Raw genomic sequence first — 21,784 nt, forward strand, 5'->3', positions numbered from 1 at the left:
CTAATCACCCGGGGGTTTTGCTTTACAACAGATTTATCTGCCTGCAGCTTCCAATGCCACTTTGACGGCATCGACCACTTTGCCCGACAACGCTTTAACCGCATCGGTATCTCCGAATGCGGCCGGACGGTATGCGTATTTATGCATAACCCCGGTCGTCGGCGTTTCAAATTCCTGCTTCACGAACAACTCATCCGCCGACAATTTGTCGGCAGCTTTGATTTTGCCGTTCGCATCCAGATAGAATACTTCCATTTTAAACGGTACGTTCTTCTCTACCGTAACCATGACATACACCGATTTGTCGGCATTTGTACCGGCAAAGATTCCGTTGGCGTACGCCGTTTTATAGGATTCGGCAATCTCAGCCTTTTTGTACGCCCGATCCACCGCTGCACTGAATGCCTTGCTGCTGCTGGTTGCGCCGGATACGGCATCCACTTCGGCTGCGTTTTCCCGGGTAACGGCGAGGAGATAGTTGCTCTCGAGGATCGGAATCGCTCTTACTACATCCGCGTACGCCGATGCGCCCCGATCCTGGAGATCGACGCCCACACGGAACAAGTCGATACCGACAATGTTTCCGTTCCGGAGCGTAACGTCCGCACGGTTAGTTCCCTTATCATACGCATCGCCGTATGCGGTGAACTTGCCATCTTTATAATTGCCCTGAACCTTGGAAGCATTTTGCAACGCATCCGCAAATGCCGCTTTGGCTGCGGCGGACACTACCTCTTGGCCTGGGATCAAAGCAAGATTATTTCCCTTCTTGATCAGGCCTTCGCTTAAAGTGGCGATCGTCGTCTTTTGCCCTTCCGTCAAGTTCTCTTCTTTGATCAGCTTGCCGTCTTTATCGAACAGGTGAATCGTTACTTTGGTTACTTTGTCGCCTTGGAAATCGGCCAGCACCAATGCTTGGGACCGGTTATCCACGCCGGCAAACGTGCCTTCAAAATACTTGTGGCCGTCAGGGGTTTTAAGTGCCTTTTCAAAGGCTCTTTCCACGGCTTCGTTCCAGCTGTGGCTGCTTTCCGTCGCACCGGAAATGGCGTCGGTATCGCTGTAATTATCAATGTAAGAACCGTTGGCAAGCAGCTTGGCAACCATAGGCGCATTCGCCTTAACCACTTCGGCATAAGCGGTTTCTCCGCGGTCGATCAGATTGGAGCCCAATCTGTACAGCTTCACGTCAACCAGCTTGCCGTTGCGGATGTACACGTCCGCTCTCTCCACCCCTTTGTCCCGGGCGGCTCCGTAAGCGGAATAAAAACCGTCTACATATTTTGAATCGTTGTTAATCTTCGCGTTTTGTTCTGCGTCCCAGAAAGCTTGAATCGCAGCTTTAAAGTCTGCTTCCAGACCTTTAGGCGCTACGGCGTTAGTTCCGCGATAGAGCAGTTCGCTTGCGATAAGGTACACTGTTTTTGCCTGTTCGGGAGTCATCGCGGCTTCTTCCACCGCTTCTCCTTTCTCATTTAAAGGGTATACTTTCACGCCAAGCAGTTTTGTTTTATCGTATTTGGCAAATACCATATATTTACCTGCAGGGTCAACACCCATATGCTCTCCTGCAAAATAAACCTCGCCCGCAGGCTTCTCTGCCTGTGCTCTTGCAAACGCGCGATCGACCGCCAGCTTCCAACCGTTGCTGGAACGCGTTGCGCCGGAAACGACGTCAACCTCAGCCGCTTGTTCCCGTGTCTTGCCTCGGAAGCTGGTCTCCATCGGCTCATAAGCCTGCCAAAGCCCGCTGTAATTGATCCGAACATCCCGGTCGATCAGCTTCGGACTCGTTCTCAGAAGCTCCACATCGGCGACCTTTCCGTCCTTGATCGTAACCTTCGCACCTTCCGTTCCTTTCGAATAGGCATCCCCATAGGTTACATAAACGCCGTCTTGATATGGATTTTTAACTGTTTCTACAGCCGCGGGGGTTTTAGCCTCTGTCTTGGCTGCATCCTTTACCGCCGGAGTAGTCGTTTTGCTGGCAGCCGGCTTGGTTGTGGTCGTCTTCGTTGTGGTCGGCTTAGTTGTAGTTTTGGTTTCCTTCTTCGTTGTCGGTTTGGTTTCCGGTTTTGTCGTCTTGGCAGGGGTTGATTCCTTGGCCGGCGCCGTCTCGGCTTCCGAGGCGGCGGATACAACGTCGATGTTCGAGATCTTGATCGGAGACAAGTCAACGGTCATGACCAGCGAAGACAACACCATCGTTGCGCAAACTGTTAAAGCAACTATCTTCTTCAAACGCAATCCTCTCCTTTTAAATAATTCAAATTATGTACCGTTCTGTGTTGCCAATTAATCCGAACTGGCTCGCCCCTTCCTTTTCAAGCCTTCCTCCGTCTGTCGAGCACCTTACTTGAAATCGAGTGAATTATTTCACATTAATAAGCATCGTAATATGCTCCTCCAAGCGGTTTCGATTTATGATACTGAATATCCCTCGTCCATAGCTGTACCTAAAATCACAAGGTGCGCAACATAAATCACTTTTCTTGTTAAAACATGTGATTTAAAAGCTTTCACACAGGCAAAAGGCAGCCCCTTATCTCTAAGGAAGCTGCCTTGCCCATCCGATCATTCTCATATCTTTTAATCCGTTTACTCCAGATTTCCAATCGCTATCCAAGTAATAAAGCCATAATTGATATGACTTTCCTTAATCTTCGTTACTTCGAGCACCGCCATTTCCGGTGTCTGTTCTTTCAAAGTAACGTAATAGGCCGGTTGATTGGTCATGGCGACAAGCACATATTGCGAGTTTGAAAATGGCTGTTCGAACATCACCGTAACTTCCACGGACATTTCATTCTTGATCACCATGAACGCGCACATTCCGAACTGCTGCATCGCCGGCTGATCGGTCAAAGTTTGTACGGGTGTAATAGCCAAATGTTCCGGTTTAACGGATTGATGACCCAGCGCTGCAGCATTCACGGCTCCCGGCTGCAAGTGCTCGGCACCGATGGAGCCCGGCTGCAGGCTATCCCCGCTAATCCCTTCTTCCGGCAGCAATCCGTCACGCTGTAAGTCGGATGACAAGTGCCACGCTGTCACCGCGCCCGGTTCAATATGGAGCGATTGTACGGCGGCCTCGGTAAGATGTTCTCCCTCGACGACTCCCTCGCTTAAATGCTGCGACCCAATCACGCCGCTGCCCAAATGCGAGGCAAGTACCGCTCCGCTCGCCAGGTGCTGGCCGGATATGGCATTCATTTGTATATGATCCGGTCCGACGGACCGATAGCTCAGCACCTCGGAATTCACGGCTCCCGGCTGCAGATGCCCCGTGCCGATCGATTCCGGCCGTAGGTCGGATCCGCTGATCCCACCCTCCGGCAGCAATCCGCCTTGCCGCAGATCCGCCGATAAATGCTCCGAAGTCACCGAGTCCAATCCGATTTGACCGGATCCCACGGCGCCTTCCGCGAGATGCCTTGCCTCGATCACGCTGTTTGCCAAATGCTGAGGCTGAACCGCTCCGTTGCTTATATGATGCTCCAGCACCGCACCTTTCGTTAAATGCTGACCATATACGGCGTTCAATTGCAGATGATCCGGTCCTACGGACTGATTGCCCAAAACTTTGGCATCCACGGAAGATGCCTGCAAATGTTTCCGGCCGATGGAGCCTGGCTGCAGATTCGCTCCGCCGATCCCTTCTTCCGGCAGCAGTCCTTCCCGCTGCAAGTCGGCAGATAGATGCTCGGTCGTTACGACACCCGGAGCAATATGAAGAGACTGCACCGCGGCTTCCGCAAGATGCGACCCTTGCACGGTCTCTGCGGACAAATGTTCCGGCTGAATTGCTCCTTTATCGATATGCTGCCCGAGCACCGCGCCTAGCGCTAAATGCTGGCTTGATACCGCATTTCCCTGCAAATGTTCGGCCCCCACCGAGCCTTCGCCCAGTACCTCGGCATCTACGGCACCCGCTTGTAAATGCTGACGGCCGATGGCTTGCGCTTGCAGATCCGCTCCGCTGATCCCTTCTTCCGGCAGCAACCCTGTACGCTGCAATTCAAAAGACAGATGCTCGGTCGCTACTGTACTCGGCGCGATATGAAGAGACTGCACCGCGGCTTCCGCAAGATGCAAGCCTTCCACAGACCCTGCGGACAAATGTCCCGGCTGAATTGCTCCTTTATCGATATGCTGCCCGAGCACCGCGCCTAGCGCTAAATGCTGGCTGGATACCGCATTTCCCTGTAAATGTTCGGCTCCCACCGAGCCTCCGCTCAGTACCTCGGCATCTACGGCACCCGCTTGTAAATGCTGACGACCGATGGCTTCCGCTTGCAAATCCGCTCCGCCGATCCCATCTTCCGGCAGCAATCCTTCGCGCTGCAACTTGAAAGATAAATGCTGGGTCGTTACAGAACTCGGCGCGATATGAAGAGACTGCACTGCGGCTTCCGTGAGATGTGATGCTTCCACGGCCTCTGCGGACAGATGTTCCGGCCGAATTGCTCCCTTGCCGATGTGTTGTTCGAGCACCGCTCCTGCCGCCAAATGCCGGCTGGATACCGCATTTGCCTGCAAATGTCCGGCGCTTACGGAGTCGTCGCTCAGTACCACAGCATCCACGGCTCCCGCTTGTAAATGCTGGCGGCCGATGGCTTGCGCTTGCATATCTGCTCCGCTGATCCCATCTTCCGGCAACAATCCTTCGCGCTGCAATTTGAAAGACAGATGCTGGGTCGTTACAGCGCTCGGCGCGATATGAAGAGACTGCACCGCGGCTTCCGCAAGATGCGACCCTTCCACGGCCTCTGCGGACAGATGTTGCGGCTGGATGGCTCCTTTGCCAATATGATGTGCGAGCACGGTGCCTGGCGTTAAATGCCGGCTGGATACCGCATTCGCCTGCAAATGTTCGGCGCTAACTGATTGATTACTCAGTTTTTCGGCATCTACGGCTCCCGCTTGTAAATGCTGACGGCCAATAGCTTCCGTTTGCAAATCAGCTCCGCTGATCCCCTCTTTCGGCAGCAGTCCTTCTTGCTGTAATTCGAAAGATAGGTGCTGGGTCGTTACGACACCCGGAGCGATATGAAGAGACTGCACTGCGGCTTCCGTGAGATGCGAGCCTTCCACGGACCCTGCGGACAGATGTTGCGGCTGAATTTCCCCCTTACCGATATGCTGTCTGAGCACTGCACCTGGCGCCAAATGCCGGCTGGATACCGCATTTGCCTGCAAATGTTCGGCTCCCACGGATTGATCGCCAAGTACCTCGGCATCTACGGCTTTCGCTTGTAAATGCTGGCGGCCGATAGCTTCCGCTTGCAGATCCGCTCCGCCGATTCCCTCTTCCGGCAGCAGTCCGTTCCGGCGTAAGTCGGCGGACAGATGCCGGGACGTTACCGCGTTCTGTCCGATATGGCCGGATTGTACCGCATCTTCTGCGATATGGCTTCCTTGAACGCTGCCGCTGGCCAGATGCCGGGACTGAACATTGCCTGCCGCCAAATGCTGGCTTTGAACCGCTTCATCCGTAAGGTGATAACATTGCACCGACTGCAGTTTAAGATGCAATGCGCCTACCGATTCGCTTTGCAGCACTTCGCCGTCCACTACACCCTTCTGAAAATGCTGGCGGCGAATTGAGCCGGGTTGGAGATCCGCTCCCCCGATTCCTGCTTCCGGCAGCAACCCGTCCTTCTGGAGCTCCGGTGACAAATGTTCAAGCGTTACAGCATTCAGCCCAATATGGCGGCTTTCAATGACCTGATCGCCGATAAGGCTTCCACTCACACTGCCCGCTGCTATATGGCGGGCATCCAACGTCGCTTCTGCCAGATGCTGACCCCGAATCGCGGAATCGGCTACATGTTGGCTCTGTACGGCTTGCGGCTGAATATGGGCGGAGCCAATTGATTTTTCCTTCAGAACATCGGCATCTACGATTCCCTTCTGCAAATGGGCACGCTGGATCGAAGCCGGTTGAAGATCTGCGCCGCCAATTCCATCTAACGGCAATAATCCTTCCTTTTTCAAGGCGTCAGACAGGTGCTCTCTATTTATCGTTTCCGCCAATATATGACGGGAATCCACCGCCCCGGTCGAAAGATGCACCCCTTCCACGCTGTTCCCACCCAAATGACGGGATTGAACCGAGCCTGCCGCCAATTTATCAGAGGACACCGCCTCATTCTGAAGCGAGCGTTCCGAGACAGCTTCGGTAGCAAGGTGCGGCTCCTGGATCGCGCCGAACCTCACTTGTTCCGCTCCGACCGAGTCTGGAGCGAGATGCCGGTTCTCCACAGCGTTGTCGGCTACACTTTCGGACTGGACCGCGCCGACAGAAAAATGCCGGGATTCCAGGGAACCATCCGCAATTTTGGGCCCGCTGATGCTGCCTTCGGCCAGCTTGGGTGCGGTTACCGCCAGATCATTTAATTTGTCGGTAGTGACGCTCTCCGGCGACAGCTTCAGAGAAGTAACGGCATGGTCTTGCAAATGCCACGAAAAGATAGAACCGTTACTGAGATGCTCCTCCCGGATCAAACCTGTCTGAAGGAGGCTGCTGTCTATGCTGTTCTCAGCCAAATGCACACGGGAGACGGATCCCGGCAGGATATGCCTCGAGGAAATTTGCTCCGAACCTACGACAGTTCCGGTCACCGAGCCGGGAGCAAGCTTACTTTCCGTGATCGAGCCGTCGGCGATTTTGGTATTCGTTACACTGCTGTTTTGCAGCTGCCTTTCGCTGACCGCTCCTGGCGCTATGTGGCTCTCCAGAATTGACGACCCTGCAATTTTCTCCCTGGATACGGATCCCCTTGCCAAATGCCGATCTTGAATCGCTTCTGCGGCAATTTGTTCTCCCCCCACCGAGCCTGGGACCAAATGATAGGAGGTTACGGATTCTAGTGCCAGCTGGGGCCCTTGAACGGCAGATTTGGCAAGATGGCGGGTCTGCACCGCTTCATCGGCGATTTTGTTCGGCAAAATACTCTGATCGGCGATTTTGGACGAAGTAATAGCTTGATCCACTACCTTAGAGGTGCCCACGGATTGATCGGACAGCTTTGTGGACAGGATGCTTTTATTCGCCAGATGCTTTCCATGAATTTCACCGCTGCCAATCTGTTCCTCACCGATGCTCCCGGGCTTCATATGGAATGATTCCACCGAGCCGGGGGCGAGGTGACGGGCCTGAATGATCTGGTCCTCCAGATGATGGGAATTTATAATTCCATCGCGGAGTTGTTCGCCACTAACACTTAACATAGCCAGGTGTTCATTGCTGATCATCCCCGGAGCCAGGTGGCGGACGGTGATGGCATTCTCAGCCAGATGCCTGCTCTCCACTGCTCCTTCCTGCAGTTTGGCCGCTGTAATCGCTCCGTCCCGGACTTTAGTTGACGTAACGGAGAACTCCCCTAATTTCGACGTGTCCACCGCTCCGTTTTCCAGGTGAATCGACCGGATCGCCGAGCTCCGGATTTTGTCTGAAGTTACGGCTTGATCCTGGAGCAGATCCGTAGTAACGATCCACTCGCTTAAATGACGACTCTGGATCGCTCCGTCCGCGAGCTTGCTTCCGTCAATAATTCCGTCCGCCAGCTTATGGCTGGTGATGCTGCCATCCTCCAGTTTGTTCCCGCCGATCGAGCGGTCCCGGACATTCCTACCCTCCACGGCTCCGTCGACCAGATGGTCGCCCCGAACGGACAAGGGAGCTATTTTGGAGGCTACGATAGCTCCGTCTGCGATTTTGCTGCCGAGCACCGCATGGTCGGCGATCCAGGCCGATCCGATGGCCCCCAACTTTATTTTGCCGGAATCGATCGTATAAGGTGCGATCTTATCCCCGGTAACGGCAGCGTCCGTCAGATCGGCCGTATAAATTATGCCGCCGTTGGATTCAGGAGACTGTTTCTCTTCAAGAATGGATTCCAGTTCCTGCAAATGCTTCTGCTGCGACGGATTAAGCTCCCCGGGGGTTTTACTCAATTGTTCATCAAAAGCATCGATTTCAACATCGTTTGTAAGATCGTTTGTAAGATCGCTTGTAACATCGTTTGTAACATCAATTTCAACTTCGTCTTCAGCTTCATTCACAATTTCCTTCAAAGTTTTGTCCGTGAATTCCCCTACAAGGAACTCATCCTCGATTACTTCCAAAACGGGAAGGGAGTGATGGAGCTTTAACTCCTTTTCCAGGTCAGATGTAAACCCGGACTTTCCTTTTTCCAGCAAGGTCAACTCGTTTATTTCCGGATTATCCACGTAATAGAGCGTCTTTTTGGGTCTGCTCGGTTTCGTGGTTCTGTTTCGCTTTTTCAGAGCCGTCCTCTCCTTTGCCACAAGATAATCATCTTTGGCATCATATGCGGCGGAATGGGCCCTTGTCACAGCTTCTCTAAGGCACCGCAAAAAAGCAACGGGGTTTCTTCGCGATACTGTCCTTATTCCACAAATTCGCTGGGAGAAATTCTGATTATTTCAAAAAAAAGACCGGCCCTCCGCTGCTCTCGCAGCCTACGGACCGATCCCTGCATTTCTGTATTATTGCTCTCTTACCCACACCGTCATTTCGCCTTCACCGCGATTGGCCCAGGCATAATAAGGAATAAACTTGAGGGTTGCCTGCTTCATCCCAAGCGCCGGCTCCGGACTATACAAACCGCCGCTCCATTCTTCATCCCGCAGCCGCAGGCCCTCGGCGCTTATTGCTACGACGCCGCCAAGAAGCTCCTCTTCCTTCGCCGCCTTCAGCTCCGCATCCCGCGGCAGCACGACCTCGTGCAAGTCCGGCCCGTTATCCGCCTGTTCCAGGCAATAGACGAGCGGTCCTCTTTGCAGCGCAACCTTCCCCGCATTGGCGCGGACCGAAGGATGGCTGTGCATGCGGAGTACCGGCATTTCCAGACGAAGCTCCAGCACATCACCGGACTGCCACTCCCGCTCGATTCGTGCATAACCGTTCACTACCGTGTTATCGCCCAGCGGATACGCCGAGCCGTTCAGCAGAAGCGATGCCTGTTTGCACCAGCCCGGAATCCGTACGGCCAAAGTAAACTTTTCACCGGCCTGTTCCGGGAACACTTCCAGCTTAATCTCGCCATCCCACGGATAATTCGAAGCCTGTTTCAACGTAACCTTGCTCTCTCCAAGCTCAAGCGCCGCTTCCCCGCCAATATAGAGATGCGTATAAATGGTGCCCTCTTGTACCGTATAGATATACTCTCCCAAAGAAGCCAGTAGCCGTGCCACGTTAGGCGGACAGCATGCGCAGCCGAACCATTCCTGGCGCACCGGCTTGACATGGTCGTATTTGTGGTTTGCTCCGCCGCAAGCCTTCGGATCGACCTCCAGTGGATTAACGTAGAAGAAATGCTTGCCGTCTCTGGACATGCCGCCTACTACCGTGTTGTACAGTGCTCTTTCCATCACGTCGGCAAATTGCGACTCGGGAGCGAGCTTCAACATCCGTTGGGCAAAGAAGATCAAACCGATCGAAGCGCAAGTCTCCGCATACACCGTGTCGTTCGGCAGATCGTAATCGAAGGAGAAGGCTTCTCCCTGCGGCATGGAGCCTACGCCGCCCGTAATGTACATTTGCCGGGAAACGATGTTGTCCCACAGCTTGCGGCAGGCCGCCAGCAAGGATTCATCTCCCGTTTCGGCCGCCACGTCCGCCATCCCCGTCAGCATATAAAGCAGGCGGACCGCATGGCCGATCGCCGTCTCCTGCTCCCTCACCGGCAGGTGCGACTGGTTGTATTCCAGATCGATCGCCTCATTGCCTGACGGCCAATGGGTTTTCCCGCCGCGTTCATCCAACTGAATTTGATAAAAACTCGGCTTTTGCCCCCGTTGATCCAGAAAATAACGACTGAGCCGCAAATATCGTTCATTTCCGGTCACCTGATACAGCTTGACCAACGCCAGCTCAATTTCCTGGTGTCCGTCATACCCTGCCAGTTTCCCAGGCTCGGTTCCGAACACGGAATCAATGTGATCGGCGAACCGGCTTACAACGTCCAGCAGCTTTCTTTTTCCTGTAGCCCGGTAATAAGCCACAGCCGCCTCGATCATATGTCCCGCACAATACAACTCATGGCATTCCGCCAAGTTGGTCCATCTTTGACCGGGTTCTTTGAGCGTGAAATACGTGTTTAGGTAGCCGTCCTCATGCTGGGCCTGTTCGATAATGTCGATCAACCCGTCCGCGATTTCCTCCAATGCCGGATCCGGCTGCGATTCTAGCAAGTAAGCTACCGCTTCAAGCCATTTGGCGATATCGCTGTCCTGGAACACCATACCGTAAAAATCGCCTTGCTCCAGACCCGCCGCTATTTTAAAGTTGCGTACGGCTCCGCTTGGTTCCGCACCGCTCACCCGGTCGTTCAGCGCATCCCATTGATAAGGGACAACCACCTCGCGCACCAGTTTAATGTAATAATCCCAGAATTCATCTTGAATCTTCACTTGGTTTAAAGGCACTCTTGCAGAGTGAATACTTTGTTCAGCTCCCGTTCCGCACATAACTCAGAGGCCCTCCTTCTTTTGAAATATCATACTGACAAGATTCATTCTATCGTATATATTTAATAAATAATACAAATGAGAGCAACCTATTATTTATAATTTTTCACACAAAGTGATGGTGAAGACAAACGTGATCAAAGCTGCTGAAATCGTCCATATCCCGGCTCCCCCGGCTCCTTATTTCCTGGAGTGCGGATATGCCGTTTATAATGCCGGTGATCAGCATCCCAACCGCAGTAATATCGGCGTTTTTGATTTGCTGTTTATCGAGAGCGGCACTATGTATATCGGCGAGGAAGACCGTCAATGGGAGCTGGGACCGGGGAAATCGTTATTGCTTCTGCCGGACCGGTACCATTATGCCGTAAAGCCTTGCGAAGACCGGTGTACCTTTTACTGGCTTCATTTTCACACAATTTGCTCCTGGCAGGAAACCCCGTCCGAAATCCCGGCCGCGTTCCAGCCCGAAGAGCACTCCCGGACTTTCAAAACGTCGCCTTACACCATCCAGCTTCCTAAAATGTGGACTCTTCCTTACCCTGCCCAGACCTATCAGCTGATGGACCGGCTGCGTCAATACTCGGCAGAACGCCAATCCAGCGCGTATTGGTCCCAGCAGCAATCCTTCGAAGAACTGCTGCGCATGATGGACCTGCGCCAGTTGGAGCAAACCACTTCCCCCGTGGTTACCTTAGCCGAGCAAACGGAGGCTTATATCAGAAACAACTATCGGTCCGAGTTGACGAGCCAAAGCTTTTCAGAGGCGCTGCATTTTCACTATAACTATATTACGCGGTGCATGAAGCAGATCTACGGCATGACGCCGAATGACTATTTGCTGCATTACCGGCTGGAACAGGCAAAGCTGCTGCTGCTCAAAACGGAATGGCCGGTGGCGGAAATTGCCAAGGAGGTCGGCTTCAGGAACGCCCCTTATTTCTCTAACCGGTTCACCTTAAAAAACGGCTGTTCCCCTCAGCAATTCCGAAAACAATATTCCAGGTAGGAGCAATTCATTTTACACAAAAAAGCTGTTCCCCCCGCTCGTTACTCCGGGATCGGAACAGCTTTTAACTTTACGACAATATGACCGCCTAGCGGTATACGCTCATAGGCTGGTGGAACGGAACCTCACGATACATTTGCCCCAGCGTTTGCATTGTCTGTTCCGGAGCCGTCGCGACCGCATACCATCCTTTACGGGCCATGTAGCTCCATACTTCAAACGCCTGGTGAGAGCACATCCGGAACGCATCCTCCAAAAATACCCGCAATTGAACCGTCGAGCACTCGAACGTGGACCACGCATATTCTCGGCCAGCCCGTTTCAGCGTAAGCAAATAGGAAGTCGCGATGCCGCGGTCGTCCAGTTGGGACAGCTTAACTTGCGGCTGAATCGGCGTGTAAGCCGTCGGAGACGGAGCTGGCGAAGGAGCCGTAGCCGGATTCATGCTCAGCTGAGGCACGTTTAACTGGTCCCGGGAGCCTTGCATTTTTGACGCAAACTCTACCTTCATGTTGTAATCTTGAATATGCACGGCATAGTGGCGGGAGATCATATCCCGCAGTTCAGGATCCTGTGCCTGATTCAAAAACAAGGCCATACTTTGAATAGAGTTGGTGCAACTGAGCAGCAGTTCGTTCAATTCATGAGCTTCGTGGGCGCCTAATAGCAAAGTGCATTCTTCCTTTCGGTATATTAGGTTAATTTTCATTCCCACTTATTTTCTCTCTCTCCGCAGTTATTATCCCGGGTAACCTTCATAAGCAAAAAAAGGAACCCCGTATCCACGGAATTCCCCTTTTCATTCACAATCCATTCTTATCCTGTTTTACCGAGCTTGGTAATCGTCTTCTGCTTGAGAGATGCTTCGCCCTCTATAGCTTTCTCTACATATTCAAATTCCACGGCATCGTCGGAGTTCAACCCGTCCGCTGTCCCCTGAACACTTTCACTCAATTGAAAAGATTCCGGCACCCCGTTCATCATAATTTCGGCGGAGTGGCTGTCCTCGAGTCCTACCCAGGTTCCTTTTCCTTGTTTCGTATCGGAAGTTTGCTCCGAATCAGGCTGCTCCGCGCTTGAGTTACCTGCGTTGCCCGCATTCGTACCATTCTCGTCAGTTGGCGATGATGGATCTACATTGTTTCCGGAATTCCCGGCGTTTCCTGCGTTGCCGGAGTTTTCAACGTTCCCGGAATTTCCGGTGTTACCGGCGTTACCGTTGTTTTCGGCATTACCGGCGTTCCCCCCGCAAGCTGTAAGTGCAAGTGTTAGAACTGCTACCGCTGCAAAGGTCAGTATTTTTTTGTGTCTAGTCATAAGTAACACCTCCATAATAACGAACGAATGATTGCTCTGAAAAGTTACAGGTTCCGTTAATGTAGCCTGCATAATCCGCTATAAAGATCAGGGCATTCATTGTTAATATGGATTAACCGATGAAGCTGAGCCTAAAACAAAAACCGCCTAACCAGGCGGTTTTCTTCTAATTCTATACTTCGTTCGAGGTTTCCTCTGCAGTATCTTCCTGCACTCCCTTACGCGCTGCGGACATAAACAAAATGATCAGCACAAATGCGATCAGCGCCATGAACGGAATAGTGATAAATCCCCACCAGTTCAAGTAGTCGAAATTACACGGGATGCCTACCTTGCACGGAAGCAGCTTGGACATCGCCGGAATCTTTTGCTCGGCATAATGGTATATGGAGATGCAACCGCCGATCACACTGAGAGGAATGGCATAGATGGCTGCCGAACGGTCATTACGGTAAGCTGCGATCCCAAGCACAACTACTTGAGGGTACATGAAAATCCGCTGAAACCAGCACAATCTGCAGGGTTCATAATGCAACACTTCGCTTAAATACAGGCTGCCCAAGGTAGCTACTAACGAGACCAGCCAGGCTAGATAAACACCGTAATTTCTGAAAAAAGAGCGCATCCGCCGATCCTCTCCCCACATTATTTATTATTTGACGCGTTATCTATGGCTTGCTTGAACTCATCATAGTTTCCAAGATTGCCGGTAAACTCTACGCCGTTAATAAAGAATGTAGGGGTGCTGTCAATTTTGAGCTTGTCAGCTTTGTTGTAATGCTCGGTAACTTCGTTTATATACGTTTTATCCTCGATATCTTTCTGAAGCAAATCATAGTCGACAGGAAGATTGATCTCCTTCGCGAGCCCGACCAAATATTCAGCCGTAGCCCACTGGACCTTCTCCTCGCCTTGGTTGCCATAAATAGCGTCAAAATAAGTCCAGAAAGCGTCCTTGTTCTGATGATACACCGACTGCACGGCAAGCGCCGCCGTCGTTGAATCGGGTCCGATAAACGGAAGATTCATGAAATAGAACGCCACTTTCCCCTGCTCTATATAGTCATTAACCAGCTGCGGTTTGATGGTGTCGTTGGCTATTTTACAAGCCGGACATTTGAAATCCCCAAATTCCACGATTTTGACCGGAGCATCGCTTTGCCCAAGCACTGGCAAATTGTCGTAATCAAACGAGGCGGCTTTTACGACCGGCTTCGGATCCAAAGATAGGACGACAACAATGAGAATGAGCAGAACGCCCACGGTGGAGAACCAAATCAACCGTCTTTTCCGCTGCTGTTGCAACAATTTTTCCGCATTCGATTTTCGCTGAGCCAAGGCGTTTCCTTGTTTTTTCGGTGGCATGCAACCCCTTCTTTCCTCTTATAAAATAGTAACTTTGCTAGATCCTGCAACCATTCTAGTTACAAAATCAATTTTCGTCAAGTTAAGAGGAAAAGAGAGGAAATCCAAAAAAAATGGCGGTGTCAGGATCCAGTCCTTATGCCGCCATTTTCTTCATATTCCTATTATGCTATTAACGGTCCAAGAGGAACTACGCGTCGTTTCCGTCCGCTGTACCGATATCGCCTTCTGTCTCCTCGCCAGCCGTTTCCGCCGATTCGGCACCTGTTCCGGTATCCACTTCTTCCTCGACCACGCGTGGCAGCACGATGGAAGCCAGCAGTTCTTCCTCAGCACCGATGAGAGTAATCCCGCTTGGCAAACTTACATCTGCCGCAGTCAACTTATCGCCGGTTCCAAGCGAGCTAATATCGACTTCGATATTTGCCGGCAGATCATCCGGCAATCCCTCGACTTCCAGCTCTGTAGCTTGAACCTGCAAAACTCCACCCGCCTTTGTGCCTTCGGCAGTACCGGTTAAGTGCAACGGTACTTTTACGCGGATCGGTTTGTTCTTGGACACCTTCTGGAAATCGACATGCGCGACAACGCCTCTGCGCTGCTGGATCTCCTTGATCAGTGCCGGGTAAGTTTCCCCGCCCTCTACCTTAAGATCAAAAAACTCCGACCGGCCGGTCCGCGACACTTTTGCCAAATCCTTAGCGTCAACGTGAATCGGCAGACTCTCCGTTTGCGCTCCATATATAACTGCCGGAATCCGTCCGCCTTCTCTCAATTGCCGCAGCGACGCCCGGGTAAATTCTTCTCTTCGCGAAGCACTCAAACTTTGGTTCGTTGCCATATGCATCTACCTCCTGGAATTTGTGCCATATGACTATCTTACCCAATTCGAGGCCTTCTTTAACGACGCCGACATAAAAAGATGTCGGCGCTTCATCGCTTTTTTGATGAGAAAAAGAATGAATGGGGGTCGACAGACACCTGCTTGAGCTGTGATGGGACTTATCAATTAATGAACAGTTCCGTGCATGAGGTTAGTTAGATGGCTAGTCGATAATTGCTCTAGGTGAATGGTGGACAAGGTGATCGATTGGCTTGAGAAAGAACTTCGACGACGTGATGAGATATTAGTGGTGAGTTAATGAGGGAGGTGGGTGTGAAGAGTGAAGAGTGATGAGTGATGAGCAGAGTAGGTGTTGTTGTGTTGGGTGATGCATAATGAGAATGATGAGTTGGGTGATGAGTAGTGTGGAAGTTGGTGTTAGGTGATGAGCAATAGGGGCGAAATGAGGCGATGTTGAGTGATGCGTAACGGGGACACTGAGGTGCGCAGTATCTCTAACGGACATAGGAGGCCTTAACTAGCTGTTTTTAGCCTCCTGAGTAATCTAACGGACACAGGAGACCTTAATCGTCTGAATTTGTGCATTTTCTTCGATGTGTCGCACGAATAAGAGCTCTGGTGTCCGTTAGAATATTAAATCCACCTTTTCGGGAGGTTTAACGTCTCTCATGTCCGTTAGATTACGCAACTGCGACTATTTTGCACCAGAAAGCCCCGAAAACGTGGCTGGGTCGGTTGCTCAGGCAGCTCAGGCAGCTCAGGCTGGTCAGGCAGCTCAGGCAGCTCAGGCTGGTCGGTTACTCAGGCAGGTAGCTTAGGCAGCGCCAGTATTGTAGCAATGGGAACACAAAGGTGCGAGTTTCTCTAACGGACATAGGAGGCCTTAACTAGCTGTTTTTAGCCTCCTGAGTAATCTAACGGACACAGGAGACCTTAATCGTCTGAATATGTCCATCTTCTTTGATGTTCGGCACGAATAAGAGCTCTGGTGTCCGTTAGAAAAGTAAATCCTCGTTTTCAGGAGGTTTAACGGCTCTCATGTCCGTTAGAATTGGAAGCTGTTGCTACATTGCACCAGAAATCGCAGAAATCGAGGTTGCGTCGGCAGCGGGACAGCTCAGTCGCAGAGCCAAAGTAGTCAAGCAGACAGCTCAGTTAGCTTAGGCAACTCAGTCACGTAGGCAGCTCAGGCTGATCGTCTGCTCAGGTAGCTCAATCTCCCCGAATCGCCCAGGCAGCTCAGTCTGCTTAGACAGCTCAGTCTGCTTAAACCACCAACAACTAAAAAACCGGTGCCCAAAGGCACCGGAATAGGAAAAACCCAAAATGAAACCCAAAATGTTGGAAAAGAACCAAACCAGCTTATTGCCCGATCCCCCGAACCAGCTTCACGACTTGTTCAGCCGTTTGCTGCTCCAGTGCCTGTTCCGCCAAAGCCTTCATCTCCGCTTTGGAGAGCTTGGAAATTTGCGAACGGGCCGGAAGGATGGATGTCGCGCTCATGCTGAATTCATCAAGACCCAAGCCTAGCAGGAGCGGAATCGCCGTAGCGTCCCCTGCCATCTCCCCGCACATTCCGGCCCAACGGCCTTCTTTGTGGGCTGCATCGATTACCATCTTCACCAAGCGAAGAATCGCAGGGTTATACGGCTGATACAAATAGGAGACTCGTTCGTTCATCCGGTCGGCCGCCATCGTATATTGAATGAGATCGTTGGTTCCGATGCTGAAGAAATCGACTTCCTTGGCGAACTGGTCCGCAAGGACGGCGGTCGAAGGGATTTCGACCATAATGCCGAGCTGAATGGAGTCGGATACCGCGATCCCCTCAGCGACCAGCTTCTCCTGCTCTTCGAGCAGAAGCGCCTTGGCTTGCCGGAATTCATCAAGGGTAGCGATCATTGGGAACATAATCCGCAGATTACCGTAGGTACTCGCGCGAAGGAGCGCACGGAGCTGGGTCCGGAAAATATCCTTCCGGTCCAGGCAAAGCCGTACCGCGCGGAATCCGAGGAACGGATTCATCTCCTTCGGCAAATCGAGATACGGAAGCTCCTTGTCTCCGCCGATATCAAGCGTTCTGACGACGACGGGCTTGCCCTCCATCTTTTCCAGAACCGTCTTATAAGCGTTAAACTGGACTTCTTCCGAAGGCAGCTCCGTCCGCCCCATATAAAGGAATTCAGTACGGTACAAGCCTACGCCTTCGCCGCCGTTCTCCAGAACGCCGGTCACATCGTTCGGCGTACCTATATTAGCCGCCAGTTCGACATGAACACCGTCTTTCGAGACGGTCGGAACTTCCCGAAGCTTCTTCCACTCTTCGATCTGACGAAGGTGATTGTCCCGTTTGCTCTTGTACTCATCGATCACCTCTGCCGAAGGATTGACAATAACGGTTCCGTCAAGTCCGTCGACAATGATCATGTCACCGGAATTTACTTGGGATAATACGTCTTTCGTTCCCACTACAGCAGGAATCTCCAAAGAACGGGCCATAATGGCTGAATGGGATGTTCTTCCCCCGATATTTGTCGTAAAGCCCTTAACGTATTTACGGTTTAACTGAGCCGTATCCGAAGGGGTCAAATCCTCGGCAATGACGATGACCTCCTCACTGATATCAGCGGGATTCACATAGTTGAGACCAAGCAGGTGCGTCAGCACCCGTTTGGTCACGTCACGCATGTCGGCCGCGCGTTCCCGAAGGTACGCGCTCTTCATATTCTCGAACATGCTGATGAATTGCTTGGATGTTTCATCCAGTGCATATTCAGCTGTTGCATTTTCACTCGAGATTTTATCGCGAACCGGCGTCAAAAGCTCCGGATCGTTCAAAATCAACAGATGAGATTCGAAGATCTCCGCTTTTTTCTCCCCCAGCTCCTGAAGCGTGCGCTCTTTGATCGCTTCAAGCTCCTGCTGGGAGGTTGCCAGAGCTTCATCCAAACGGGCCAACTCGGCAGCCGGGTCGGCAGCATTTTTATTCTTCACCGTATAATCGGGATGCTCCAGTTTAAAAGCGGGGGCAATCGCTACCCCGGCCGATGCGGCAATGCCGTCGATCTTAAGCATTCACTTCGCCTAACCCTTCGTTAATCATCACATCCGTGAGCGCTTGAAGAGCCTCGGCCGCACTATCGCCTTCCACGATCAGCTTGATCGAGTCCCCTTTTTCCAAACCGAGGGAAAGAACGCCCAAAATCGATTTAAGCGTCACTTTTTTACCGTTTGCCTCTGCAAAAGCTTCTGAATCTTTAAATTTATTAGCGGTATTGACCAAAGCTGTTGCCGGGCGTGCATGGATACCGTCTTCATCTGTAATTCTGAAATTTTTTTCCATTTTAAATGCATCTCGCTTTCTTATTAAGAATTCTCCCTTTTATTTTAAGGGATTGTAATAACCAAATCCAATATCTGCCTTCACCCATGATGCTTTAGCGGATCGATATAATATCCTCTTCGCCTTTTTTCAATGTGCCGGATTTCTTCAACGTCACCGCTGAGCCTTCCGGAAGATTGGAGAAAATGATTGGCGAAATGATGGAAGGTGCATGCTCTTTCACATATTCCAGGTCCACTTCCATGATCGGCTGCCCCGCAGAGACCAGGTCTCCTTCATTAACCAGGACATTAAAGCCTTGACCCTTCAGTTTCACCGTATTGACTCCGATATGCACGAGCACTTCTTTGCCGCCATCGGACATGATGCCAACAGCGTGCTTACTCGGGAATACATTAAATACTTTACCGTAAACCGGAGAGCAAATCGTACCGTCATGCGGCAGAACCGCAAAACCGTCGCCGGTCATTTTTTCGGAAAATACGGGATCCGGTACTTGGGTGATATCCATAAGCTCGCCATTCACCGGCATCACGATATCCTCCTGGATGATCGCATCCCCGTCTTTGGCAGCCTCCTGCTCCACGACGGCTGGCTTTTGCTCTGCAGCATCAACCGTGGCATCTGCCCGTGTCTCAATTCTAGGCGTCTTTCCGCTCATAATATCAGCGATCTGTGATTTGATCGTATCCGAGCGTGTACCGAATATAGCCTGAATATTGTTACCCACTTCCAGAACTCCGGAGGCGCCCAGTTTCTTGAGGCGGTCTTTATCGACGTTTCCTTTGTCCTTCACTTCGACCCGCAAACGGGTAATGCAGGCATCCAGATGCGCGATGTTCGCATCTCCCCCAAGCGCGGTCAATATATTATGCGGAAGCTCGTCTTGAGTAACGCTTTTGCCTTGTTTCGAGTTATCCTCGTCGCCGGCCTCTGCATCTTCACGCCCCGGCGTTTTCAAATTGAACTTTCGGATAACGAACCGGAAGCCAAAATAGTAAATTACGGCGAGAATCAAGCCGACGATAATCACATACCACCAAGGGGTGCGTCCCGGTATAACCCCAAAGATCAGATAATCGATCAATCCGCCGGAAAATGTCATCCCGATTTTGACTCCAAGAATGTGCATGGTCATAAAAGACAAACCCGCAAAGACGCAGTGTACCGCAAAAAGTATCGGAGCTACGAACAAGAACGAGAACTCTAGCGGCTCCGTGATCCCCGTCAAAAACGAAGTCAGTGCCGCGGAACCCATAATGCCCGCCACATACTTTTTATGCTCGGGTTTGGCCTCATGATAAATGGCGAGTGCCGCAGCCGGCAGGCCGAACATCATGAACGGGAACTTCCCGGTCATAAACGTACCTGCGGTAAACGGAACGCCGTCGCGCAATTGGGCCATAAAAATTTGCTGATCGCCGCGTACCAGCTGTCCCGCACTGTTCACATATTCTCCGAACTCGAACCAGAACGGTGAATAGAAAATATGATGGAGACCGAACGGAATCAGCGCTCTCTCGACGACTCCGAAAATGAATGCGGACAAGGTCCGATTCTGCTCAAGCATAAAGTGGGAAGCGGAATTAAGTCCGGTCTGAATCGGCGGCCAGATCACCACCATGATCAAGCCGAGAATAACCGAGGTTGCCGCGGTCATAATTGGAACGAACCGTTTACCGGCAAAGAAGCCCAAATAGGAAGGCAACTCGATTTTGAAGAACCGGTTGTACATACTTGCCGCTAATATCCCGACGATAATCCCGCCGAAAACACCGGTAGCCAGCGTCGGAATCCCCAGTACATTGGCATACGCAGGGTCGGTACCTATCATGGACGGTACGACGCCGATCACCGAGCCCATCGTCACGTTCATGACGAGATAGCCGATAATCGCAGCGAGTCCTGCCACGCCCTCGCCTCCGGCCAAGCCGACAGCTACGCCGACTGCGAATAACAGAGCCAGGTTCGTAAAGACGATTTGCCCTGCATTCATCATTACAGTGGCAATGGCGTGTACGGTATGATTATCCAGAACGGGTACGAGATCAAGGAACTCGGGGCTGACCAGCATATTCCCGATCCCAAGAAGCAGACCGGCAGCAGGCAGCAGTGCTACAGGTAGCATTAGCGCTTTACCGACTCTTTGCAAGACGCCGAATAACCTCTTGAACATAAACATCCTCCTACGTGCAATCTTTGATGTACTAAACAACAAAAAAAGCATAAGCCAATAAAGTTTCCAACTGTACGCCTTATTTACGGTTATAATACCCCGCAAACCGGCGATACAATCAAAAAGCTTTTATCAACTCATGCCTGATCGAATCAGTCACACATTGTGATATATAGTGTTGTTTATCGCAAAGATTATAACAAACCTGCCAAGCAAGCGCAAGTTATGTCATTGGATATGAGGAGGAGCTACCCGGTGCAAATGCATCGTCAAATAACTGACCTCGGCCGGGTAAACGGGCTTGTTCAAGCGCTTTTCCATGATCATCGTTAGCTTCCCAGCAAGGGAATACAGCAAGGGATATTCCTGCTTTAACAGGGTATCCAGTTTCTCCACTTCGCCGACCTGCTCACCTCGACGGATGCGTTCAATCGCAAACCGCAAATGTGTAAGAAGGCGGGAATAGTCCAGCGAGTTTCGCAAAATCGTAAACTTGAGCTCTTCCTCAATGGCGGCGACAAGGTCCGCAATCAGTTGGGCATGCCCACGTACTTCGCTGATATGCCGATTCGTCATCGCACTGTTGATATGAAGGGCTACGAATCCGATTTCATCTTCCCCCAGGTCAACCCCCAATTTTCTATGAATCAGCTTGATTGCATACTCCGCCAATTCATATTCGACAGGATAGATCTCCTTGGTTTCATACAAAAACGGATTGTGGAAAGCGATATCCTGTTCAGCTCTCTTGATGGCAAAAGCGAGGTGATCCGTGAGCGCGATATGTATATGTTCATTCAGTTCAGTTTGTGTCTTGCGTGAAATATACATAATGATCTCGCCGATGATCTCGATCAATTGCTCATCTACCTGCGGAACGAGCTGTTTGTACTGCTCCTGTTCGTGCTGGTTGGTCAGAATGAACATCTTTTCTACCGATTCGAGAGGAATGGAATCGCCTGTTTTCCGGTTAAAACCAATGCCTTTACCGATCACGACAACTTCGCCGTGCTCGGGATGATGGGCAATGATGACGTTGTTATTCAACACTTTGGCCACTTGAAGGCTGTTCACAATTGCACCTCATTTTAACTGCATTATTCTGTTCTCCGGAACGCTTATGCCTATTATAATCCACGTCCCTTCTCCTTGCCAGACATTACTTCAAATAATACAAAAGCATCCCCAGGATTATAGAAAAGCATCCCTCCGGGTCGAAGGGATGCTTCATTT

14 protein-coding genes are annotated in these 21,784 nt (G+C 51.4%); 2 read left to right on the forward strand and 12 right to left on the reverse strand.

The annotated features are described in order from the left end of the window. Positions 1-33: 33 nt before the first annotated feature. The 3 genes from KB559_RS02910 to KB559_RS02920 form a co-directional block, all read right to left on the reverse strand. Entirely contained in the window at positions 34-2,241 is a 2,208-nt protein-coding gene (locus KB559_RS02910; RefSeq protein ID WP_247681506.1) for an FMN-binding protein, read from the reverse strand. 357 nt (positions 2,242-2,598) lie between these two features. After that, the gene (locus tag KB559_RS02915) at positions 2,599-8,313 is read right to left on the reverse strand and encodes a WIAG-tail domain (protein WP_211020072.1); all 5,715 of its coding nucleotides are present in this window, start codon (positions 8,311-8,313) and stop codon (positions 2,599-2,601) included. A 201-nt stretch (positions 8,314-8,514) separates the two neighbouring features. Next, positions 8,515-10,497 carry a glycoside hydrolase family 127 protein gene (locus tag KB559_RS02920; RefSeq protein ID WP_211020073.1) on the reverse strand — a complete coding sequence of 661 codons (1,983 nt, stop codon included), beginning with the start codon at positions 10,495-10,497 and terminating at the stop codon, positions 8,515-8,517. 118 nt (positions 10,498-10,615) lie between these two features. Between KB559_RS02920 and KB559_RS02925 the strand changes: the two genes are divergently transcribed. Beyond that, positions 10,616-11,506: a helix-turn-helix domain-containing protein gene (locus KB559_RS02925; RefSeq protein ID WP_247681507.1), complete on the forward strand. Its 891-nt coding sequence runs from the start codon at positions 10,616-10,618 to the stop codon at positions 11,504-11,506. A gap of 88 nt (positions 11,507-11,594) precedes the next feature. Here the strand turns inward: KB559_RS02925 and KB559_RS02930 are convergent, their stop codons facing one another. The 5 genes from KB559_RS02930 to KB559_RS02950 form a co-directional block, all read right to left on the reverse strand. Beyond that, positions 11,595-12,176, reverse strand: coding sequence for a spore coat protein (locus KB559_RS02930; protein WP_211020074.1), 582 nt, complete (start codon positions 12,174-12,176; stop codon positions 11,595-11,597). Positions 12,177-12,322: 146 nt separating this feature from the next. Continuing rightward, the gene (locus KB559_RS02935; RefSeq protein WP_211020272.1) at positions 12,323-12,823 is read right to left on the reverse strand and encodes a hypothetical protein; all 501 of its coding nucleotides are present in this window, start codon (positions 12,821-12,823) and stop codon (positions 12,323-12,325) included. A gap of 172 nt (positions 12,824-12,995) precedes the next feature. Further along, a complete protein-coding gene (locus tag KB559_RS02940) occupies positions 12,996-13,448 on the reverse strand; it encodes a disulfide oxidoreductase (protein WP_211020075.1) in 453 nt (150 codons plus the stop codon). A 20-nt stretch (positions 13,449-13,468) separates the two neighbouring features. After that, complete coding sequence (locus KB559_RS02945) at positions 13,469-14,188, reverse strand: DsbA family protein (protein ID WP_211020076.1); 720 nt, start codon at positions 14,186-14,188, stop codon at positions 13,469-13,471. Positions 14,189-14,378: 190 nt separating this feature from the next. After that, positions 14,379-15,035, reverse strand: a complete 657-nt coding sequence (locus KB559_RS02950; RefSeq protein WP_373316830.1) for a 50S ribosomal protein L25 — start codon at positions 15,033-15,035, stop codon at positions 14,379-14,381. A gap of 1,035 nt (positions 15,036-16,070) precedes the next feature. On the opposite strand from KB559_RS02950, the gene KB559_RS25350 reads away from it, so the two are divergent. Beyond that, positions 16,071-16,196: a hypothetical protein gene (locus tag KB559_RS25350; RefSeq protein WP_282103117.1), complete on the forward strand. Its 126-nt coding sequence runs from the start codon at positions 16,071-16,073 to the stop codon at positions 16,194-16,196. A 198-nt stretch (positions 16,197-16,394) separates the two neighbouring features. On the opposite strand, the gene ptsP is transcribed toward KB559_RS25350, so the two are convergent. The 4 genes from ptsP to glcT all read right to left on the reverse strand — a co-directional run bounded on the left by ptsP (position 16,395) and on the right by glcT (position 21,625). After that, positions 16,395-18,107, reverse strand: coding sequence for a phosphoenolpyruvate--protein phosphotransferase (gene ptsP, locus KB559_RS02955; RefSeq protein WP_211020078.1), 1,713 nt, complete (start codon positions 18,105-18,107; stop codon positions 16,395-16,397). Continuing rightward, positions 18,100-18,375 (reverse strand): HPr family phosphocarrier protein, encoded by a 276-nt coding sequence (locus KB559_RS02960; protein ID WP_211020079.1) that lies wholly within the window; start codon positions 18,373-18,375, stop codon positions 18,100-18,102. Before KB559_RS02960 ends, ptsP begins: the two co-directional genes overlap by 8 nt. Before the next feature lie 94 nt (positions 18,376-18,469). Then, on the reverse strand, positions 18,470-20,551 hold the full coding sequence (gene ptsG, locus KB559_RS02965; protein WP_211020080.1) for a glucose-specific PTS transporter subunit IIBC: 2,082 nt from the start codon (positions 20,549-20,551) through the stop codon (positions 18,470-18,472). Positions 20,552-20,779: 228 nt separating this feature from the next. Further along, positions 20,780-21,625, reverse strand: a complete 846-nt coding sequence (gene glcT, locus KB559_RS02970) for a glucose PTS transporter transcription antiterminator GlcT (RefSeq protein WP_280520389.1) — start codon at positions 21,623-21,625, stop codon at positions 20,780-20,782. Between the last annotated feature and the right edge of the window lie 159 nt (positions 21,626-21,784).

The organism is Paenibacillus sp. Marseille-P2973 (assembly GCF_018101095.1).
Classification (GTDB): domain Bacteria; phylum Bacillota; class Bacilli; order Paenibacillales; family Paenibacillaceae; genus Fontibacillus; species Fontibacillus vini.

Coding starts and splice junctions, on each gene's coding strand:
- KB559_RS02920 (WP_211020073.1), bottom strand. CDS start 10,497: ATGTGCGGAACGGGAGCTGAACAAAGTATTCACTCTGCAAGAGTGCCT.
- KB559_RS02925 (WP_247681507.1), top strand. CDS start 10,616: ATGGTGAAGACAAACGTGATCAAAGCTGCTGAAATCGTCCATATCCCG.
- KB559_RS02935 (WP_211020272.1), bottom strand. CDS start 12,823: ATGACTAGACACAAAAAAATACTGACCTTTGCAGCGGTAGCAGTTCTA.
- KB559_RS02940 (WP_211020075.1), bottom strand. CDS start 13,448: ATGCGCTCTTTTTTCAGAAATTACGGTGTTTATCTAGCCTGGCTGGTC.
- KB559_RS02945 (WP_211020076.1), bottom strand. CDS start 14,188: ATGCCACCGAAAAAACAAGGAAACGCCTTGGCTCAGCGAAAATCGAAT.
- KB559_RS02950 (WP_373316830.1), bottom strand. CDS start 15,035: ATGCATATGGCAACGAACCAAAGTTTGAGTGCTTCGCGAAGAGAAGAA.
- KB559_RS25350 (WP_282103117.1), top strand. CDS start 16,071: ATGTCCGTTAGAATTGGAAGCTGTTGCTACATTGCACCAGAAATCGCA.
- ptsP (WP_211020078.1), bottom strand. CDS start 18,107: ATGCTTAAGATCGACGGCATTGCCGCATCGGCCGGGGTAGCGATTGCC.
- KB559_RS02960 (WP_211020079.1), bottom strand. CDS start 18,375: ATGGAAAAAAATTTCAGAATTACAGATGAAGACGGTATCCATGCACGC.
- ptsG (WP_211020080.1), bottom strand. CDS start 20,551: ATGTTCAAGAGGTTATTCGGCGTCTTGCAAAGAGTCGGTAAAGCGCTA.